This is a genomic window from Lachnospiraceae bacterium KGMB03038 (genome assembly GCA_007361935.1).
Lineage (GTDB): Bacteria > Bacillota > Clostridia > Lachnospirales > Lachnospiraceae > Massilistercora.
The window spans coordinates 777,011-794,669 of the sequence record CP041667.1 but is presented as its reverse complement, the minus strand read 5'-3'; the positions used below and the strand labels follow the sequence as shown (position 1 = coordinate 794,669).

General features: G+C 40.6%; 19 protein-coding genes and 3 pseudogenes. 3 read left to right on the top strand and 19 right to left on the bottom strand.

Going from position 1 to position 17,659, the window contains the following annotated elements:
* Positions 1 to 3 precede the first annotated feature (3 nt).
* The 4 genes from FND36_03930 to FND36_03915 form a co-directional block, all read right to left on the bottom strand.
* Positions 4 to 801 (bottom strand): hypothetical protein, encoded by a 798-nt coding sequence (locus FND36_03930; GenBank protein QDW73257.1) that lies wholly within the window; start codon positions 799 to 801, stop codon positions 4 to 6.
* 549 nt (positions 802 to 1,350) lie between these two features.
* Positions 1,351 to 2,562, bottom strand: coding sequence for a site-specific integrase (locus tag FND36_03925; GenBank protein QDW73256.1), 1,212 nt, complete (start codon positions 2,560 to 2,562; stop codon positions 1,351 to 1,353).
* A gap of 145 nt (positions 2,563 to 2,707) precedes the next feature.
* Positions 2,708 to 3,928: a tyrosine-type recombinase/integrase gene (locus FND36_03920; GenBank protein QDW73255.1), complete on the bottom strand. Its 1,221-nt coding sequence runs from the start codon at positions 3,926 to 3,928 to the stop codon at positions 2,708 to 2,710.
* A gap of 75 nt (positions 3,929 to 4,003) precedes the next feature.
* Positions 4,004 to 4,234: a DNA-binding protein gene (locus FND36_03915; protein ID QDW73254.1), complete on the bottom strand. Its 231-nt coding sequence runs from the start codon at positions 4,232 to 4,234 to the stop codon at positions 4,004 to 4,006.
* 302 nt (positions 4,235 to 4,536) lie between these two features.
* On the opposite strand from FND36_03915, the gene FND36_03910 reads away from it, so the two are divergent.
* Positions 4,537 to 4,824, top strand: coding sequence for a hypothetical protein (locus FND36_03910; protein ID QDW73253.1), 288 nt, complete (start codon positions 4,537 to 4,539; stop codon positions 4,822 to 4,824).
* Here the strand turns inward: FND36_03910 and FND36_03905 are convergent.
* From FND36_03905 to FND36_03880, 6 genes and pseudogenes are all read right to left on the bottom strand, one after another.
* The gene (locus FND36_03905; protein QDW73252.1) at positions 4,711 to 5,181 is read right to left on the bottom strand and encodes an RNA polymerase subunit sigma-70; all 471 of its coding nucleotides are present in this window, start codon (positions 5,179 to 5,181) and stop codon (positions 4,711 to 4,713) included. The genes FND36_03910 and FND36_03905 overlap by 114 nt on opposite strands.
* Before the next feature lie 167 nt (positions 5,182 to 5,348).
* Positions 5,349 to 6,176 carry an undecaprenyl-diphosphate phosphatase gene (locus FND36_03900; GenBank protein ID QDW73251.1) on the bottom strand — a complete coding sequence of 276 codons (828 nt, stop codon included), beginning with the start codon at positions 6,174 to 6,176 and terminating at the stop codon, positions 5,349 to 5,351.
* Positions 6,176 to 6,925: an ABC transporter permease gene (locus FND36_03895; protein ID QDW73250.1), complete on the bottom strand. Its 750-nt coding sequence runs from the start codon at positions 6,923 to 6,925 to the stop codon at positions 6,176 to 6,178. The genes FND36_03900 and FND36_03895 overlap by 1 nt, the downstream gene beginning before the upstream one ends.
* Positions 6,918 to 7,835, bottom strand: coding sequence for an ATP-binding cassette domain-containing protein (locus FND36_03890; GenBank protein QDW73249.1), 918 nt, complete (start codon positions 7,833 to 7,835; stop codon positions 6,918 to 6,920). Before FND36_03890 ends, FND36_03895 begins: the two co-directional genes overlap by 8 nt.
* Positions 7,836 to 8,015: 180 nt before the next feature.
* Positions 8,016 to 8,525, bottom strand: a pseudogene (locus tag FND36_03885) (XRE family transcriptional regulator).
* 27 nt (positions 8,526 to 8,552) lie between these two features.
* Positions 8,553 to 10,166, bottom strand: a complete 1,614-nt coding sequence (locus FND36_03880; protein QDW73248.1) for a DUF4368 domain-containing protein — start codon at positions 10,164 to 10,166, stop codon at positions 8,553 to 8,555.
* Between the two features lie 417 nt (positions 10,167 to 10,583).
* On the opposite strand from FND36_03880, the pseudogene FND36_03875 reads away from it, so the two are divergent.
* Positions 10,584 to 10,773, top strand: a pseudogene (locus tag FND36_03875) (hypothetical protein).
* 482 nt (positions 10,774 to 11,255) lie between these two features.
* On the opposite strand, the gene FND36_03870 reads toward FND36_03875, so the two are convergent.
* The 8 genes and pseudogenes from FND36_03870 to FND36_03835 form a co-directional block, all read right to left on the bottom strand.
* Positions 11,256 to 12,467 carry a helix-turn-helix domain-containing protein gene (locus FND36_03870; GenBank protein ID QDW73247.1) on the bottom strand — a complete coding sequence of 404 codons (1,212 nt, stop codon included), beginning with the start codon at positions 12,465 to 12,467 and terminating at the stop codon, positions 11,256 to 11,258.
* 343 nt (positions 12,468 to 12,810) lie between these two features.
* On the bottom strand, positions 12,811 to 13,014 hold the full coding sequence (locus tag FND36_03865) for a helix-turn-helix domain-containing protein (protein ID QDW75530.1): 204 nt from the start codon (positions 13,012 to 13,014) through the stop codon (positions 12,811 to 12,813).
* A 36-nt stretch (positions 13,015 to 13,050) separates the two neighbouring features.
* Positions 13,051 to 13,470 carry a sigma-70 family RNA polymerase sigma factor gene (locus tag FND36_03860; protein QDW73246.1) on the bottom strand — a complete coding sequence of 140 codons (420 nt, stop codon included), beginning with the start codon at positions 13,468 to 13,470 and terminating at the stop codon, positions 13,051 to 13,053.
* Between the two features lie 51 nt (positions 13,471 to 13,521).
* Positions 13,522 to 14,403, bottom strand: coding sequence for a radical SAM protein (locus FND36_03855; protein ID QDW73245.1), 882 nt, complete (start codon positions 14,401 to 14,403; stop codon positions 13,522 to 13,524).
* An 11-nt stretch (positions 14,404 to 14,414) separates the two neighbouring features.
* Positions 14,415 to 15,164: a GNAT family N-acetyltransferase gene (locus FND36_03850; GenBank protein QDW73244.1), complete on the bottom strand. Its 750-nt coding sequence runs from the start codon at positions 15,162 to 15,164 to the stop codon at positions 14,415 to 14,417.
* 63 nt (positions 15,165 to 15,227) lie between these two features.
* Entirely contained in the window at positions 15,228 to 16,151 is a 924-nt protein-coding gene (locus FND36_03845) for a YafY family transcriptional regulator (protein QDW73243.1), read from the bottom strand.
* 177 nt (positions 16,152 to 16,328) lie between these two features.
* A pseudogene (locus FND36_03840) lies at positions 16,329 to 16,442 on the bottom strand (helix-turn-helix transcriptional regulator).
* The gene (locus tag FND36_03835) at positions 16,432 to 16,629 is read right to left on the bottom strand and encodes a helix-turn-helix domain-containing protein (protein ID QDW73242.1); all 198 of its coding nucleotides are present in this window, start codon (positions 16,627 to 16,629) and stop codon (positions 16,432 to 16,434) included. The pseudogene FND36_03840 and the gene FND36_03835 overlap by 11 nt, the downstream one beginning before the upstream one ends.
* Before the next feature lie 165 nt (positions 16,630 to 16,794).
* On the opposite strand from FND36_03835, the gene FND36_03830 reads away from it, so the two are divergent.
* Positions 16,795 to 17,148 carry a helix-turn-helix transcriptional regulator gene (locus FND36_03830; GenBank protein QDW73241.1) on the top strand — a complete coding sequence of 118 codons (354 nt, stop codon included), beginning with the start codon at positions 16,795 to 16,797 and terminating at the stop codon, positions 17,146 to 17,148.
* Between the two features lie 80 nt (positions 17,149 to 17,228).
* On the opposite strand, the gene FND36_03825 is transcribed toward FND36_03830, so the two are convergent.
* Positions 17,229 to 17,525 carry a hypothetical protein gene (locus FND36_03825; protein QDW73240.1) on the bottom strand — a complete coding sequence of 99 codons (297 nt, stop codon included), beginning with the start codon at positions 17,523 to 17,525 and terminating at the stop codon, positions 17,229 to 17,231.
* Positions 17,526 to 17,659: the final 134 nt, after the last annotated feature.

The window sequence follows — 17,659 nt, the reverse complement described above, 5'->3', positions numbered from 1 at the left end:
TTTTCACTCAGACAGATATCTGCGGATCAACTTCTCTATCAGCTTCGTATCTAAAACAATCTTTTCCGTCTCAAATGTCAGGATCAAACGCTCTCCGGGATAGATATCGTTTTCTTCATATGCATGAATCTTCCTGACCGCATTCCTGGCATATACTGGGTCATCCATCCTGCCGTCATGCTCCCAGTAGATTTCCTGCCTTGTCTTCCTGGAAAAGAAAGTAAAATCTGGATGAACAATACCAAAGCCTTTCAACAATAATGGACACTCATATTTGTATGGGATTCCGTTCCGATGGAAATAATCTGCCAAAATCTTTTCTGATTTTGATCGCACACGCTCACCCCGTTCCGTCAAAATAACAGGAGTTCCTTCCTGAAATTCCTTTTTCTTATACTCTCTTAACGCCCATCTCTCCAACTGCTTTTCCCACGTAGGCTCCACCGGCCGGATCAGCTTTTTTCTTTCCTTATGCTCATCCAAAAAGATTCTTTCGATTTCTTCATCTGTATAATCTTTCGTGATCTTTTTAATCTGCGATAATCTTTTCTCGACCAATTTTTGCACTTTTTCGTCATAACCCTTCTGAGCAAGCTGATAGGCCAATTCCTCATTTCTTTTGGGAATATAAACGCCGTTTTTCTTCCCGCCAGGAATACAATGATAATACTGCACCCAGTTCTTGCTGCTGGACAGACGCAAACTCCCTTGTGGAGCAGCTTTTAGCTGCGCTTTGGTCTTTTTGAGGATCTCTTCCAGCCTGTTTTGTTCCTTTAACAACAGTTTTTTAAGTCCTTCCATATGATTTCCCTTTCTCTTTTATAATCATACTTTCATATTATTGCATGTACGGTTGGGAATAAATTTATGAATGTAGAACCGTATGATTTCAGTGATCTGTACGGTTTAGATTTGCTTATTGAATATTCAGACCGTATGATTTTGATAGTTTATACGGTTTAGACTTGCTTATCGAATACTGGAACCGTATTCATTTTCTGATTTCCACGGCTGGACCGCAGATTTTCTTGCTATAACCGTAATGAACCTTCAATTTCTACGGTTAAAATCTATGTTTTCAAATATGGAACCTATCAGAAAGATCGTCTGAAAATGAGATTGGTAAAGATTGGTATAAGAAAGGGGCTGCTGCCCGGCTGGAATGAACCAGTCCGCACAACATCCCCATAAAAATTTCGTCTGATTAACGTTTGGAGAACTGTGGAGCTCTACGAGCTGCTTTGAGACCGTATTTCAATCGTCTGAGCGATGATTTTCCTTGATATTCCGGGCTTTTTTGAGCCTCGGCCCCTCGGTTGTCCTATTCCTTAACCAAAAAACAGGCCACTTTTACGAGGGGACAGCTTGATGAAATGCAGAATTTACTACATCGAATAGCTGTTCTGGTTTATTATACTTTACTCTTGCATAGATGTCCATAGTTGTCTTGCTGTTCTCATGTCCGGCAAGGTACTGGACCGTCTTGGGGTCAACACCTGCATACAGAAGATTGGTGATGTAGGTATGCCGCAGCAGGTGCGGTGTCACATCGAAGTCCAGGCTATACACAATGTTGGGATTGTTTTTCTGATGTCCTCCCAGACTCGGCTGAACAGTGTACTTGATGCTCTGTCCGTTCACATACTTATAATAGGTACGCTCCTTGGTAGACCGAACAACGATGTACTGCCAGACACGTTTGAACTGCGAATATGACAAGGGCTGTCCCTCACTATCGGCAATCACATATTCCGATTTGGAGGCAGCCTTGGCTTCCCGCAGACAATTCACAAGGCATTTGGGAATGGGAATATCCCTTCTTGCTGCTTTCGTCTTAAGCGTTGTAGAGATAACCGGTCTGTTATGCTCTGATCGCCATGCGCGCCGCACAGAGATATATGGAGTGGGTGCATCGAGGAACACACAATCCCATTGCAAGGCGAGAGCTTCTTCTCGGCGCAGACCGGCATATAAGCCGATCATGGTAAACAGATACGGCGGAAGTCCTTTGACGGTTTCCAGCAGCACTTCCACCTGCTGGTCTGTCAGCGAATCTTTCTTTTGGGTCGGTTTCCCTCCTTTTGCCGAAATCCCCTCACACGGATTGTATTCCAGCAACTGGCTCCGCTCTGCCGAGTAAAAAATGCACTTGAGGAGCATATTCACCGTATTGTGCAGGCTCTCGGACTTATTGGACAATGGGATCAGCGCCAGACGAATATCATCCGCTGTTACTTCCTCCATATACATATCTCCCAAAGGCTTGATAATGTAGTTCTTCATATTGGAGGCGTAGCCCTTCAGTGTAGCCGGCGACACTTTTGCGGATTGCATCAACAGCCACTTCTCACAATACTCGGCCACAGTAGGATGCTCCCGGTGGAAGATGATCTCCGCTACCTGGCGTCTCGCCTCCTGCTCTTTATCGTACAGTTCCTCGCAGGTAGTCCCATACAAGCTCACCTGCTTGCCGTCTGCGTCCAGAATCCGGGTTCTGTAATACAGGACACCCTTTCGTGTGACGGTTCCATATTGAGGTATGTTTTTTTTCTTCTTTGCCATAATTAATTTCCTTTCTCGCGTGGTGATGTATCTACACCTCCTTTTTATCAGAGATTTCAAATTGAATCAAAGATACGGCCAAGGAAAAACTAAGAGCGAGACATCCTTGTCTCGCTCTTACTTCATTTTCTGAATTGTTCGGAACTTACACAGCGTCCCATAAGTCAAAGGCACAGCCCATTGCTTTGACAAGATCATCCGGCCTGTTGTATTTGACCTTTGCGTAAATGTCCATCGTGATTTTGCTGCTTTCATGGCCCGCCAAATATTGTACCGTTTTGGGGTCCACCGAAGAATGAATCAGATTGGTGATGTAGGTGTGCCGCAGCTGATGCGGTGTCACTTCAAAATCCAGGCTATATACCACATGGCCGTTATTCCTGGCTTTTTCTCCAAGTTTCGGGTAAAGCATATATTTTACATACTTTCCGTCCACAAGTTTTCTGGCCATTCTCGGCTTTGCAGTCCGCGTCACAATATACTGCCACAGCCGCTTAAACTGTGTATAGGATAGCGGATCACCGTCCCGATTGGCAATCACATAATCCGAAGTGGATTTTTTCTTTGCATCTTTCAGACATTCAACCAGACAGACCGGGAGAGGAATGTTTCTTTGTGCCGCTTTGGTCTTTAGCTCGGTAAGAATGACCGGCCTGTTATGTTCTGTGTGCCATGCCCGCCGTACCGTTAAGTACGGAGCCTCTGCATCCAGATACACAGAATCCCATTGCAGCGCCAGGATTTCTTCCCGGCGCAGACCGGCATATAAACCGATCATCACAAATACATAGGGCGGCAAATCCCGGATCGTGTCCAAAAGCCGCTCAACCTGTTCATCCGTCAATGCCTGTCTTTCTTCCTGGGGAACTCCTCCCTTTGCATCCAGGTATATGGTCGGGTCCTCGTCAATCACATGGCTCTCCTTGGCCGCCCGGAAAATGGACTTGCAGAGAATCACCACAGACTTATAAACCGAAGCCGACTTCTTGGAAACAGGTACGAGGGCAAGTTGGATGTCATCCAGGGATACATCAGCCATTCTCTTGTCTCCCAGCCCTCCAATAATGTGCCGCCGCACCTTAGAGGTATAATCTGTCAAGGTGGTGGCCCGAACATGGACGGACTGCATCAGCAGCCACTTCTCACAGTACTCAGCAACCGTAGGCGATCTTCGACGAAACGTAGTACTGTCAATCTGCTCTAACGCCTCCAGTTCCTTGTCATAAAGCTTTTCGGGCGTCTTTGCATAAAGCGCCACTCTGTTTCCATCCGAATCTTCGACTCTGGTTCTATAATATTCAATGCCGTTAAGCACGACCGTACCATATTGAGGAATTGCCCTTTTTCTTTTTGCCAATTCCGTCACCTCCTAAGAATAATGTCCAGCGCTGTACCTTTGTTTTATCAGACATATTAGGTTCCAGCAAGGATACGGAACAGCTCAAGCTCGGACACTTCGCAGCTTGCGGTATGTAGCGCTTTTTTCCACTGGCTTTGCACGATGGGTGCATTTTGCGATATACTCCTGAAGGCCAGCATCTGTAAAGTACACGCAACCATTTTGCACATACTGAACATAGGAAATTAGCCCACTGTTTCGAGCTGCATCCAAAGTGGCAATGCTAATCCCCAGTAATTTGGCAGCCTCTTTCCGCGAAATCAATTTTTCCATAGGTGGTCCCCCTTTCTGTCAAAGATGTGGTTGTTGCTTTCAAAATCACATGAATGCGCTGGCAACCGAAGCTGCCAGCGCATGGTATCTGACTTTGAAAAATTTACTCGCCACATTTGCCACGCACCCCTGGCGATGGGGACATTCCGGTCTCCGCTGGCGCGGCTGTCATAACTCCACAGCGTCGTTTTACTCGTGCGCCGCAGAGTTCCCCCCAAGTCTTTAGGAGGCCGTGAGGAAGTATCTTTAACCCCTATGCAGTCATCGCGCCCTGAAATGCCACTTTCGGGTATCAGGCTGACGTGGATCGCTCGGAACAGTCCTATTCATCACCTCCTGGGGCTGTCCATCTTCGCGGCGTGCCTGATTCGCTCGTACATAGGTTATGTACCGGAAATGCCGTCTATGAAATTGTCAAGCTCCACATTGGGAGAATGTTCTTCCCTCAATGGGTAGGCACTGATACGCTTCATTTGTTAAGTGTTATTCAAAAATTTTTTTATTTTTTTAAATCTTTGTGCAACAGCACTTCTGGAACAATGCCAAAGACGTGCTACATCAATTTGACGATAACCATCCACAAAAAGTAATGTCAATAGCTCCAAATCTTTCTTCGACAGCTTCTTCAATCTCAACAGTAGTTGTTCGTTTTCCACCGAAGCCAACCATCCATATCGCGTTTGATCAATCTTATCAACATCCCATTGATAAGATAACGATGCAAACTTTCGGAACAGCTGTGATTGACCACATACTTCATCATATTGTTCACAAGGTATTGGTTGCGTATGGTTTTGAAAAACCCTTTGACTGCAAAACCATGCCCAGTCATATTCTTTCATGGCAGCAATCTGTTCTTCGCTCATCCCTGCATCACAATACTCAACTTCTAAACGCTTCCATCTACTATCAAACTTCTTTTTCTCATATCCATAATTAAATCCCATTATTAACCTCCTGTAGATTCAATTTGCAAAATTCACCATGCAAACTAAAATCAGGAGGAGATCGACAACGAGAATCTCTGGGTTGTTTTCCATCCCCAGAAACAAAAATGCCAGCTGATCTTAAGGACCAACTGGCATTTTTATTCGCGCACAAAGAAAACGCATTATTAAGATTTTATAAGTACAACAAGTATACCAAGCACAATTCGATACCAACCAAACACCTTAAAATCATGTTTTTTGATAAAGTTCATTAGGAATTTAATTACTAAGACAGATACCGCAAATGCCACAGCCATACCGAGAACAAGAGCGAGCAGTTCTGCACTTGTAAATTCAAACCCGAATTTTAACAGCTTAAAAGCACTTGCTCCAAGCATAGTAGGTACTGCGAGGAAAAAAGTAAACTCTGCTGCTGCCACTCGTGAAACTCCTATGAGTAAAGCACCTATAATCGTTGCTCCCGACCGTGATGTGCCGGGTATAAGTGATAACACTTGAAATGCCCCTATCAAGATTGCTGTTTTATAGCTGATGTCAGAAAGTGCCATAGTAGTAGGAGTACGCTTTTTATTCCAATTTTCTATGAGAATGAATAACAAACCATAAAAGATTAACATGATTGAAATCACAATGGGGGTTTGGAGGTAAGCATCCAAATAATCATCAAATAGAATCCCCATAATAGCTGACGGTACACAAGCTACCGCAACCTTGAACCACAACGAGAAAGTATCCTTTTTAACAATTGACTGTGCTTTGTTCTTAAATTGAAAGGGAAACATCTTGTTCCAAAACATTACAACCACTGCGAGTATAGCTCCAAGTTGAATAACAACAAAAAACATTTCTTTAAATGCTTCGCTCATATTAAGTGTGATAAATTCGTCCACAAGAATCATATGTCCTGTGCTGCTGATAGGTAGCCACTCAGTAATACCCTCAACAATTCCAAGAAAAATAACTTTTAAAATTTCTATAAAATCAAGTACCATTATTTCAAATCCTCCTTTTTAAAATGATGAAAGGTCATAAGAAAACCAACTGCTGATACAAGAATAATAATAGATACAGACAGCAGTGTAGGATAGCCGGTACTCTGAAGTTTACCCTGCACCAAGAAATAGGTGGCTGTCCACGGATACAACGCTCCCCATTCTTGATTTGAAAGTGCGGCACTTCCCATGACAATCACGGCAGAGCCAATCATCGGGGCGACAAATCCTTTTGTTTTCATAGCAACAAACACAAAAGGAGAAACTGTTAAAAACATCAGGATACTGCCAAACAAAAACTTGGGGAGCCATACTATTGCCACTAGTAAGCTATATCCCTCCAATGTAAAGACAGCGTCATATAGCCCACAAACGATAAATATACCTGCCCATGTTACAAGGGTTAGCATAACAATCCAAAGAAGCAGGGTGCAAAATTTTCCAATTAATAGTTTTGTCCTTGAAATGGGTATGGGCAATATGGTTTTGAGGGTGCTTTCTGTGTACTCTCTGCTAAACAAGTAAGCTGCAATTGCCACATATATCATAATGTTTACCAGCAGCATGATATACAGTACACTGTCGCTGTATATGTCAGACAAGGTAAAGATAATCTCCGGCTTATCAAAATGTGTTTGCAAGGCTTCTATTAACATCAAAAGTGGGGTAGATAATACCCCTGCCACACTAATTAGCACCATTTTTGAACGCTTTAGTTTTAATAATTCACAAGAAATAAGATTAAGCAATACCGCCACCTCCAATCAGTTTAGAAAAGTAGTCCTCTAAGTTTTCCTCACTATCATTTATCCTTGTCACGAGCAGTCCATTTCGTGCAAATTCTCGATTGATTTCTCCAACACTTTGGCTAAAGTCATAAATTCTCACCGTACCGTCCTGCACTGTAAAATCCGTCATGTGGTAGTGGTTTTCTAAAATCTTTCCGGCTATCTCACTGTCAGATAAATCAAATTGAATGTATTTTCGATTCCTTTTGTGAAGCTCGGATATATTCACTTCCTCTACTAAATGCCCCTCGTGCATAACGCCGATAATATCTGCTATCTGTTCAATCTCGCTTAAAACATGGCTTGAGATAAAAATGGTAATGCCATGATTGTGACTAAGTTCAGATAAAAATGAGCGTATTTCAACTATTCCAATGGGGTCAAGTCCGTTAATCGGTTCGTCAAGTATTAAAAGCTCCGGCTCGTGCATAATGGCGGCGGCAATACCAAGCCGTTGCTTCATTCCGAGGGAATAATCGGAAAAGACTTTTCTTTTCTCCTTATGCAGCCCCACAACTTCAAGAGCTTTTTCTACTCCACTTTTAGATACTCCCCCTCGCAGTTTAGCGAGAATTTGCAAATTCTCATACCCTGTTAAATTACTGTAAAATCCCGGTGTTTCGATAATAGAGCCTACTTTGCTATAAAGGGTATGGATATTTTCCTTATAGTTTGTGCCAAACAAGCGTACCGTTCCCTCCGTTGGGAAAGCAAGCTGCAACATCATTTTCATTGCTGTGGTTTTGCCTGCTCCGTTTCTGCCGAGCAAACCATAAATTTTGCCCTTTGGCACATGAAGATTTACCTTATCGACAACGGTGGCTGTTCCGTATCGCTTCGTAAGATTTTCTGTTTCAATGATATAATCCATATTTGATTCTCCTTTCCGTGGGTTGCTGTTCTTGTTTTCGCTGACCACAATCTTATTATCCACGAGTATTGCATAGAAGCCAAGAAATCTACCGTCACAATGCCGACACAATAGATGTCAGCACGAAAAAAGCTCCGACACTTATCGTGTCAGAGCCTATTTTAAAGGGTTTATGGCATTTTACTTTGTTTGGGTTTGCTTTATCCAGACAAATATTTTAGCAACAAATAGCAGAAACATAAGGGCGGTTACATAGGGTTGTCTTGCCGCAGCGAAGAAGCAGATAAAAAGCGTACTCAGCACGAGAGAGCATTTTGTGATTATGTTGCTCCATGATTCCTTTTCAAAACAAACACACATCAGTTTCGCTATCCCAAGTGCAATCAAAACAATAAAAACAATCCAATAGATTGCAAGATATATTGGGGTAGTGTCTGTAAATGAAAGTAGATTGACAGAATAAGTATATCCGTCAACAAGGTTACCATACAACGGCAAAAGTATAAAAGTAACCGCCATCATATCTAATATTCCATAAATGAAACTGTAAATTTTTTTCAAGTTGGAACGATTTTCAGTTTCGGCAAGTGTAATCAGTTCTTCGCCCGATAGCAGTTCATCTATGGTCACAGAAAAGAATTTAGAAATACACTTGAGCGACTCAATGTTAGGGTAACCCTTGCCGGTTTCCCTTAGTTAAAAATATCAATCCGATTTTTAATCAATTTTTCCGATAAAGCGATAATATATCTCGATTTCTTGTGTCTTTTCGCCATTATCATCTATTTCCGGCGCATGGATTAGGATTTTCTCAATCATGGTATTGAGCAGTGTAGCGGTCAGTTCCTTAGGTACTGCATTTTCTTTGATGAGTTCCACCCATTTCTCTGCGCCTATCATTTCTTGTTCCATTTTTCGTATTTCTTCACTTAGGCTTGCTGTCTGTTCTTCCAGCTCTATCTGTTCCTGCTGATATTTACTGGATAACATGACGAAATTACGCTCTGTTATCTTTCCGCTGGCTCTGTCCTCGTACATTTTAAGGAATAAGCGGTCAACTTCTTTTTGTCGGCTCTCTGCCTTTTTCAGTGCCGTTTCTGCTTTTTTCTTTGTCTGCAATCTCTGTGCGTTTCCAGCTTTCTGTATCTTCTTCAAGACCATTTCCTCGTCCTGCTGTACGGCTCTCGCCCAGAATTGAAGTCTTTCCAGTACCGCTTGATACAGCACGTCATAGCGGATATAGTGCATAGAACAGTAACCTTTGCCAAACTGCCCGTAAAAACTGCAAGCGTAATAGCTGTAAGGCGTTTTGTTGGCGGTATTCGTCCCAAACCTCATAGACCAGCCACAGTCAGCGCATTTGACAAGTCCGGCGAATATCTGTGTTTCCTTGTTCTTTCTCTGTCGGCGTCTGGACTTGATAAGCTCCTGCACACGGTAGAACACGTCCTTGTCAATGATCGCTTCATGGGTATTCTCCACTCTGAACCATTCACTTTCCGGCTTGCGGACTTTCTTCTTGTTCTTGAAAGAGATAGTAGACTGTTTGTTATGCACGCTGTTTCCTATGTAGACTTCGTTTTTCAGTATCGTCTTGACCTGTGCTATTGTCCATGTGTAACGCTTGCTCTCCGGCGCATTTGCGAAGATATGTGCGAATGTTCCGTATCTCTGGTAGTTTATCCAAGAGGGAGTGGGTACTTTTTCTTCAATCAGCGTCTTTGTGATTTTCGCCCCGCCGTTGCCCTGATAGGCAAGTGAAAATATCTTCTCCACAATCCACCTTGTTTCATCATCTGGGATAATCTTCCCTTTGATTTCCGGGTGCTTCTTGTAGCCAATCGGAGCATATGCCCCATAGTGTGCGCCCTCTGCAAATTTTGTCTTAAAGGCAGATTTTACTTTACGGCTGGTATCTCGTGCCACCCACTCATTGATGATGTTCTTAAACGGTGCAATTTCGCTCTCGCCTTTTTCACTGTCCACGCCGTCGTCAACCGCTATGTAGCGGACATTATGGCTGGGGAAGTACAGTTCCGTGTACTGCCCCGTCATAATGTAATTTCTGCCAAGACGGGAGAGGTCTTTTGTAACTACACAGTTGATTTTTCCGGCTTCAATATCTGCAATCATGCGCTGAAAATCCGGTCTGTCAAAGTTTGTTCCCGACCACCCGTCATCTATGTACTCGTCAATAACGTTCAAATGGTGTTCTCTGGCATAGGAGCGGAGCATACTTCTCTGTGTCGTGATACTGGAGCTTTCCCCCTGTAATTCATCATCACGGCTCAGCCTAAGATAAAGTGCAGTATTGTAAATCTGTTGTTTCATTGTCAGTTATCCTCCTCTATAACCAACCCATGTTTACAATACCTGCTTGCAGATAAAGTATAACACGGGCATTTTTCCTCATTCAATATATTTTTCATCTCTGCCCCTTTTTCTCACGCTGTTGTCTGCTTTGCTTTTTCCAGAAGAACATCTGTCCACAGTTCGTCAATCGTTTTCCCTTGCTCTGAAAAATGTTCTTTTATGATAATTCGTGTCTTTCCATAAGCCAGACGCTTCTTGACTGTCGCATTTCCCGTATCTTCTTTTTCTGTCATTTTATCAATAACACATCACCTCTTTTCGTTTTGGACTGTTGAAGCAGTCAGACGGCGATTGTCAACGCCCACAGGACTTGCACCTCTGCATGGTTCTCATGTAGCCGTACCCATTGCGTGCGACGTTTCTAGCGTTCAGGCTGTGGCTGTACGGGAGTATCATTATCAGACAACACAGGTCATGGCTAAGAGAAGTGACAAACTCTCTTTTATGGACGCTGGCATGGTATCGCTCGCTTTGCCGGAAAAAGGTCATGGCGTACCAGCCCGTTACGGCTCGCTGGCTGTCTAACGTATCTGACTGCTGTATTCACTTGTCAAAGAACAGTTGAAAGAAGAAAACCTCTTTACGCTTAACACTCGCTATGCAGAGGGAAGATTGATACCCAAAATTGAAAACAATCTTTTCTTTTTCCGCTATTAGTACGAATGACAGATAAGATACAGGCAATCCTCGACCGGATTTCCTCTTTCCGCTCCATATAGGGAATGGAAAGTGTCTTTTGCTTCCAGATTTCAGAAGTTTTTTCTTTTCGTACCATACAGGGGCAGAAGTGGTGTTCTGCCAAGTAAAAGCGAAAAAATCTTTCTTCACTTAACAGCTACCCAGCGACTGCGGTTACTGCCAACTTTCAAACATTTTCCTCTCTCTATCATCAATACAAATGAGAGATATATTTCTGGCAATTTCTAATGAATTTTCTTCTTTTCACTTCCTATCGGTACAGCAACTATCCGTCTGCTAACCTCATAATCGTTAATTTTCTTCTTTCACCTCATATCTGTACGGAAGAAGCGGTTTTGTTGCGTGAAATCAAAAAATACCGTCATTTTCTGATGAAACGGCGGTATCTATCCTGTCCTCTGGCTTTGATTTTTCCAGTAGTAACAAATGTTTATGTTTTTCCTTTAGTACCGTATTATCCAGCATATCACGGAGTATGGTGGTATTATTCTGTTTGTCCAGTTCTTCCACCATTTTCAGTGTCGGAGCGACTTGTCTGTGTAGCCAATTCAACGCCTTTTGCAGAGTGAACGGCTCTGGCTGTGTAGTCAGCCTTATTTTTTCCCTATGCTCCCCAATGAACCACGCCCAGTCAGCATTTAATTTCCACTTGCTCTTAGGCTTGCCGTTCTCACGGTCAACAAAGCGGACATAATGATTGATGATAGAAAAGGCGGTGCGCTCCACATCATAATAGGTCAGCATATCCGCAACGGCATGATAGGCTCGTTCATTCTTCAGACGTATCTCGAAACGGTTCTTGATTTCTGTCGTTTCCATGTCTGTACCGTTCTTGTGGTACTGTTCATGGTCTTTTTCATATAGACAGAAATACAGTTCGCTTTTTGTAGACCCGATATAGAGGGTATTTCCTGTGCTCTCTGGAATATCATCACCATTTTTCTGTGTGCCTTTGTAGCCTTTCTCCCCACGGAAACGGGAAACAGCTTCGCCACGTTCCCATTTTTCAATCAGTTTTGGTATATTTAAGATACCCACACGGTCATTGACCGCAAGGTCAAGACGCTTCACCACACCGCCGGCAGTCAGACAGTCCAGCATAAAATCATACCAGCTTCGCTCCTGCGCCAGCAGATAGCTTTCCATTTGACGACAGCCTTTTCCTTTCATTTCCATAAGAACACCCAACACTTCATTGTGGGAAACCATGACCTGAATATCACCCAAGAGATAACTTTCCTCATAGCCGTATTTCCCATAGTCCTCATGGAGAAAATATTTCTCTTTAAGGTGCATAACACTCTGTATTACTGTCAATGCGTCCGTAGTAGGGAAACGCACTCTGAAATAATCAATGAGCAGGAACAGCGGTTCTTCTGGATTGAAGCGTTCTATCTGTTTCTTTAGTTCCTCTTTTAAGGCTTCTGTGAGCTGTGTCTTGCCGTTTTCAATGCGGTTATAGTATTCACGGCTGATACTGCAGGCAACCGCCAGCCTTGACTGTGATACGCCATAGCGTTCACGCTTTTCTTTCAGTTCCTGTATAAAATCATTATTCATAAATCACTCGTCCTTTCGTTTCGTTGCATGAAAAAAGGACAGTCAATATGAAATCAACTGTCCTCAGATATGCAGTATTCCATTTATATGGTAAAGCAGGCGCATTTTAAATCACACTTTGGAAATGCTGTTACAGCGCATAAACAAAGGATTTTTACGCCTTGCGGAATATAGTTTCCAGTTACTTGTGCCCCCCTTGTTAGATAACGGGGGCTTTATGGCTCGCTAACGCTCGCCTCACCGTCAGAGTGAACCAGCCGTTTGCCAGCAAAGCTGGCATGGCTTGATGTCTTACGACCGCCACCACGTCTGGATCACTCCGGCGGTGTAGCCTTTTATAAAACTATTTTATCTTGATTTCAAACTTCAAGATTGCCTTTAGCATGGCGGTGTGAATATCTCCTTTCCATTCTTCGTCTACCCTCATGCTGACCTTTCCACTATCGTGATAAAACGGACGCAGACAGAGCTTTGATATATAACCGTCATAAAAATCTAGAATTTCTTGAATTGCCGTTTTATCACCATTGGACGCTCTGCAAATCAGTTCAAAAGACGGATAACCATAATCTTTTGACGTTGCTCAGCTCCTTTCTTTCATAAGTTTTTCCAGTTTTCTCAAACCACAATTTCGTGTATATCCTACCGCAGAACGGGATATATGATACAACTCGGATATTTCTCTATCGCTCATATCTCTGAAATAGTAGAGAAGAATAAACGCTCTCTGCCTTTCTGATAATCCACTTAAGGCTGTACTGATTTTTTCATCAGTAACACGGAAAATAAAATGCTGTACACGAAATACCGTCATATTGCAAGAATAGGTATCAAGTGTACCTTGCTCATACAATGGTGATGTGCTTATTTCAGAAAACAAAATTTCATGTTTTGAATATCTGGCTAGCTGTTTCCGTTTCTGTTTCAATGTACCTTTTATTGTTCTCATCATCAAAGCATTGAATTGTAATCTAACCACCTTTTTGAAAGAGGATGACGTCATAGTATTACCAACTCTCTGAAAATAATTTACTATTTTTATCGAATGGATTTGTTAAAGAAATTCATCAAATAAGCTCAACTGAATATTTTTATTTTTTTCTTCAAATTTACTTAAATATTCAAAGATAATTTTGTTATCATGTACTATCCCGTTATCTTCACATAATTGATGAAAAAGTTTCATCAATGGTTCATTATTTGGACTGTTTATCTGATACTGCATACCATAAGTTTGTACATATTTATCTTTCAAATACGGAAATAATCTGTCTAACTGACTATAAAAATATTCTCTATTTCCCTCACGAAGCGTTAGTCCCATTCCAAAGCAGATAACACCATAAACTTTTGCTTCAATACAATAATTTAAAATCCCTTTAATATTTTCTTCCGTATCATTGATAAAAGGAAGAATAGGGCAAAGCCAGACAACTGTGGGAATACCAGCATCATGTAGTTTTTTTAGAGCTTCAACTCTTTCTTTTGTTGTGCTGACATTTGGTTCAATTTTTTTGCATAAATCCTCATCATAAGTCGTTAATGTCATTTGTACTATACATTTTGTTTTGCCATTGATAGCCTTTAATAAATCTAAATCCTTTAATACACGATTAGATTTTGTTATCAGAGTAAAACCAAAACCGTACTTATATGCTAACGCTAATGCTTTTCTGACACTACTAAATTCATCTTCAAGAAGGATATAAGGGTCTGTCATAGAACCCGTACTCAGCATACATTTTAATCGTTTCCTTTTTAAAGCATTTTCTAAAAGGACAATAGCATTTTCTTTGACTTCAACATCTTCAAAAGCATGTTCCATGTGGTAACATTTGCTTCTTGAGTCACAATATATACAGCCGTGAGTACAACCTCGATATAGGTTCATTCCATTTGATGAAGATAAAATCCCTTTCACCTTTTTTAAGTGCATAAACTATACCTTTATAATTGAAATTTCTTTTTCAAAAAAGTTTCATTCAAAAGATGATTAGTCACAAAATCACCATTATAAAATACCGCCCAATTATTGAAAATGCAAGGAACATTTTTAGCTTTTTCTAAAGTATCTACAGCAATTAGATTTAATGGTATATTATTTTTATTACAGTATTCCTGTACTTGTTCAATGCACTTAGGAATATATGGACACTGTAATCCATAATAGATTGTCAGCTCCTTTTGGTCTATTGTCATTTTTTTTGCGTTTTCAGAAAAACAAGGCTTATTCCCATCAAAAGACAATGATAATAACTCATAATCATTCCCAGCCGTATCTGCCACTTCAAAACCATATTTCAGAAAAAACTTCTTATCAGATAAAAAAGGCTTTTTCTTTTTTGAGCTGAGAACGCATACACCTGATTTCCCAGTTTCCTTTGCGTCATGAATACAATATTCAAGTAAAGATTTTGCATATCCTTTTCCCTTAAAAGAGCCAGATACCCAAAGGCAGTAAATATACAGATAGTTTTCTCCAGAAACAGGAACCCATGCTGTTTCTATCGGAGCATATTCAATAAATACTTTTCCTTTTTTATCAAGTTTACGGAAAACATGACCTTCTTCAATTCGTTCCTTAAGCCATTGTTTTTTTACTGATACTCCAACTTGATGTTTTTTATCCGAAATTGCACAACATATATGTTCTGTGTCCAGATTATCCAGCGTTAAGTTCATAAATGTTTCATTCATAAATAGTTCACCCCTTAATACTTTTTCATCTGTATTATATCACAATAACCTTGACAACATATGTCATGGTTTATTTTGTTCGCATATTTTTTTTGCTTCATTGTAGACAATTTTTTTTAAATACTTTGGTTCTATGATACAAACCTTTGAACCAAAAGAAAGCAGATAACCAATCAGCCATTCATCTATAGGCATTGTAGCGGAAATTATAAAATCACCATTATCGTCTTGATTGATTTCATCAACTTCAAATTCATCATAAATCCGATAAGCCATTTCTTGAGGAAAACGCAGTATAACATTTTCACAATTTGCTTTCATTTCCTTTTTTTCTTCCTGTGGAAAATCCATAGGATTAAAAATTTTTTCCATATTCCTTGCTTGTATAATACGTGTCAATTTAAAGATACGGAAATCGGACTTATTCATACAAAAGGCTTTTATATACCAGCTTTTCGCTTTATACACCATTTTGAGTGGACAGATAACTCTTTCAATCACTTCTCCACGAGTATTCACATAAACAATACAAAGCATTTTGCGTGATATGATTGCTTCCTTTACCTTTTGAAACATAGCATTATCTTGCGATTTATTCCCCCAGCGTGAAAAATCAACCTCAAGCCAGTTTTCACTTTTTGTATTAAAAATCGCTGATAGTTTTGACAATGTATCACTGTTATGATTATCCACAATAGATACACTTTTTAATGCCGTTATTATATCTTCTTTTTCTTTATCAGATAAAAGCAACCTATCTAAAACAAAACTATCTGCTATCTGTATGCCACCGTTTCTTCCCGTTGTCACATATATAGGCACACCCGCACTACTAATAATATCAATATCCCTATAAATTGTTCTTACTGATACTTCTAATTTTTCTGCCAACTCTGGAGCGGTAGATTTTCCGTTTTCCATTAAATGATAAATAATTCTAAATAATCTACTCTCTTTCATATAGGCACTCACTCCCTTGTTTCTCATGTTATCATATAAACATGACATTTATATGTCAAGATTTACGGTAATTTTAGAGGCTTATTGTATTTCTAAATCCAATAAGCCTCTATTCATAGGTTTGTTTTTTCCTAATTTGAATATCAATAGTTTAGCAAGCAGGTATTTCATGGATTGTTTCTAATATCCTTTTGTTTGGGAAACTCCGCTTTCCCATTTTGAAATGGCTGTTCTTGATACATATAATTGCTCCGCAAGTTGTTCCTGCGTTAAGTTCTTTCCAGTCCTAAGCTGTTGTAGCTTTTCATTAAATTCCATGATTCTCCTCCTGTTTGTTCCTTGTTTTCATACGTCCATCAACGGGTTTTTCTGCATCTTTTGGTATCATCCATGCACGACCAAATTTTTCAGTTCCGTCAATGCGATTTTCCTCACATAATTTTTGTATCCGTCTTTCCGATATGCCCCATTTTTCAGAAGCGGCTTTCACAGAAATGTAATTCATAATATCAACTTCCTTTCGCAAAGAGTATATAATTATTATATACGGAATGACGAATAATAGCAAGTTTCTCTCCACTAATACGAAATTATACACTACTAAACATAAAATCATACTTCGTTCAAATATCATCACCCGAAATGTACAATGATATAGGATGATATTAAAATGTACCAAGATGAAAGAAAACTTGATTTTAAGCCGTTAGGTATAGCGATAAAAAAAGCTCGGGAAGCAAAAGGGTGGACACAGGAATATCTTGCCCAACTGGTAGACCTTACGCCACGCTCTATTATGTATATAGAGAACAGGGGGCAGCACCCAAGGCTTAACAAATTTTATCTCATTACTACCTTGCTTGACATCTCTGTAGACCAGTTCTTTTTTCCATGCAATGAAGATGGCGACAACAATCGCCGCAAACAAGTTGATGTACTGTTGAATGATATGGAAGAAAAGGAGCTTATCGTGATGGAAGCTACGGCTCAAGGCTTGAAAAAGGCAAGAGAAACTGCGGAATAATTAACGCTGTTTTCGTAAGCCAAGCCAACTGAAAAAAGTGCGACACCTACACAGGCTATCGCACTTTTTAGGTTATTTTTTTATTCTCCACACAAATCATAAAGCTGTTCACATCGGTTTTGAATATCTAAGATTTCTGTTTCGGTTAAACTCCTGCGGTTATGAGTAAGTTGTTGCTCTAAAAAATCACGATAGCCATCAAGTAAGGCATCCCGTAAAAGCTCGGGGGCTTTGCAATGTTCCACACCAAACCATTGCTCATCTTTTTCATCCCAAATCATAACGGTGTATCCTCGCTTAGTGTTCACCACCTCCAAAACACTATCTTTATTTAGGTAATCGTTGAATACTTCTAAAACCTTTTCAAAGGTCATCATTTTATCAGCCCTTTCATATTTTAGGTGCTTATATGTAAGTAGTTTATATACTTATTACGACTATGATAATAAAAGTAAATCATCGTGTAAAGGATACGGATATTGTTTGCGAACAAAAGTGGCAAGCAATGCCT

Coding starts and splice junctions, on each gene's coding strand:
- FND36_03930 (QDW73257.1), bottom strand. CDS start 801: ATGGAAGGACTTAAAAAACTGTTGTTAAAGGAACAAAACAGGCTGGAA.
- FND36_03925 (QDW73256.1), bottom strand. CDS start 2,562: ATGGCAAAGAAGAAAAAAAACATACCTCAATATGGAACCGTCACACGA.
- FND36_03915 (QDW73254.1), bottom strand. CDS start 4,234: ATGGAAAAATTGATTTCGCGGAAAGAGGCTGCCAAATTACTGGGGATT.
- FND36_03905 (QDW73252.1), bottom strand. CDS start 5,181: ATGGGATTTAATTATGGATATGAGAAAAAGAAGTTTGATAGTAGATGG.
- FND36_03900 (QDW73251.1), bottom strand. CDS start 6,176: ATGGTACTTGATTTTATAGAAATTTTAAAAGTTATTTTTCTTGGAATT.
- FND36_03890 (QDW73249.1), bottom strand. CDS start 7,835: ATGGATTATATCATTGAAACAGAAAATCTTACGAAGCGATACGGAACA.
- FND36_03880 (QDW73248.1), bottom strand. CDS start 10,166: ATGAAACAACAGATTTACAATACTGCACTTTATCTTAGGCTGAGCCGT.
- FND36_03870 (QDW73247.1), bottom strand. CDS start 12,467: ATGAATAATGATTTTATACAGGAACTGAAAGAAAAGCGTGAACGCTAT.
- FND36_03860 (QDW73246.1), bottom strand. CDS start 13,470: ATGACGTCATCCTCTTTCAAAAAGGTGGTTAGATTACAATTCAATGCT.
- FND36_03855 (QDW73245.1), bottom strand. CDS start 14,403: ATGCACTTAAAAAAGGTGAAAGGGATTTTATCTTCATCAAATGGAATG.
- FND36_03850 (QDW73244.1), bottom strand. CDS start 15,164: ATGAATGAAACATTTATGAACTTAACGCTGGATAATCTGGACACAGAA.
- FND36_03845 (QDW73243.1), bottom strand. CDS start 16,151: ATGAGAAACAAGGGAGTGAGTGCCTATATGAAAGAGAGTAGATTATTT.
- FND36_03835 (QDW73242.1), bottom strand. CDS start 16,629: ATGAATTACATTTCTGTGAAAGCCGCTTCTGAAAAATGGGGCATATCG.
- FND36_03830 (QDW73241.1), top strand. CDS start 16,795: ATGTACCAAGATGAAAGAAAACTTGATTTTAAGCCGTTAGGTATAGCG.
- FND36_03825 (QDW73240.1), bottom strand. CDS start 17,525: ATGATGACCTTTGAAAAGGTTTTAGAAGTATTCAACGATTACCTAAAT.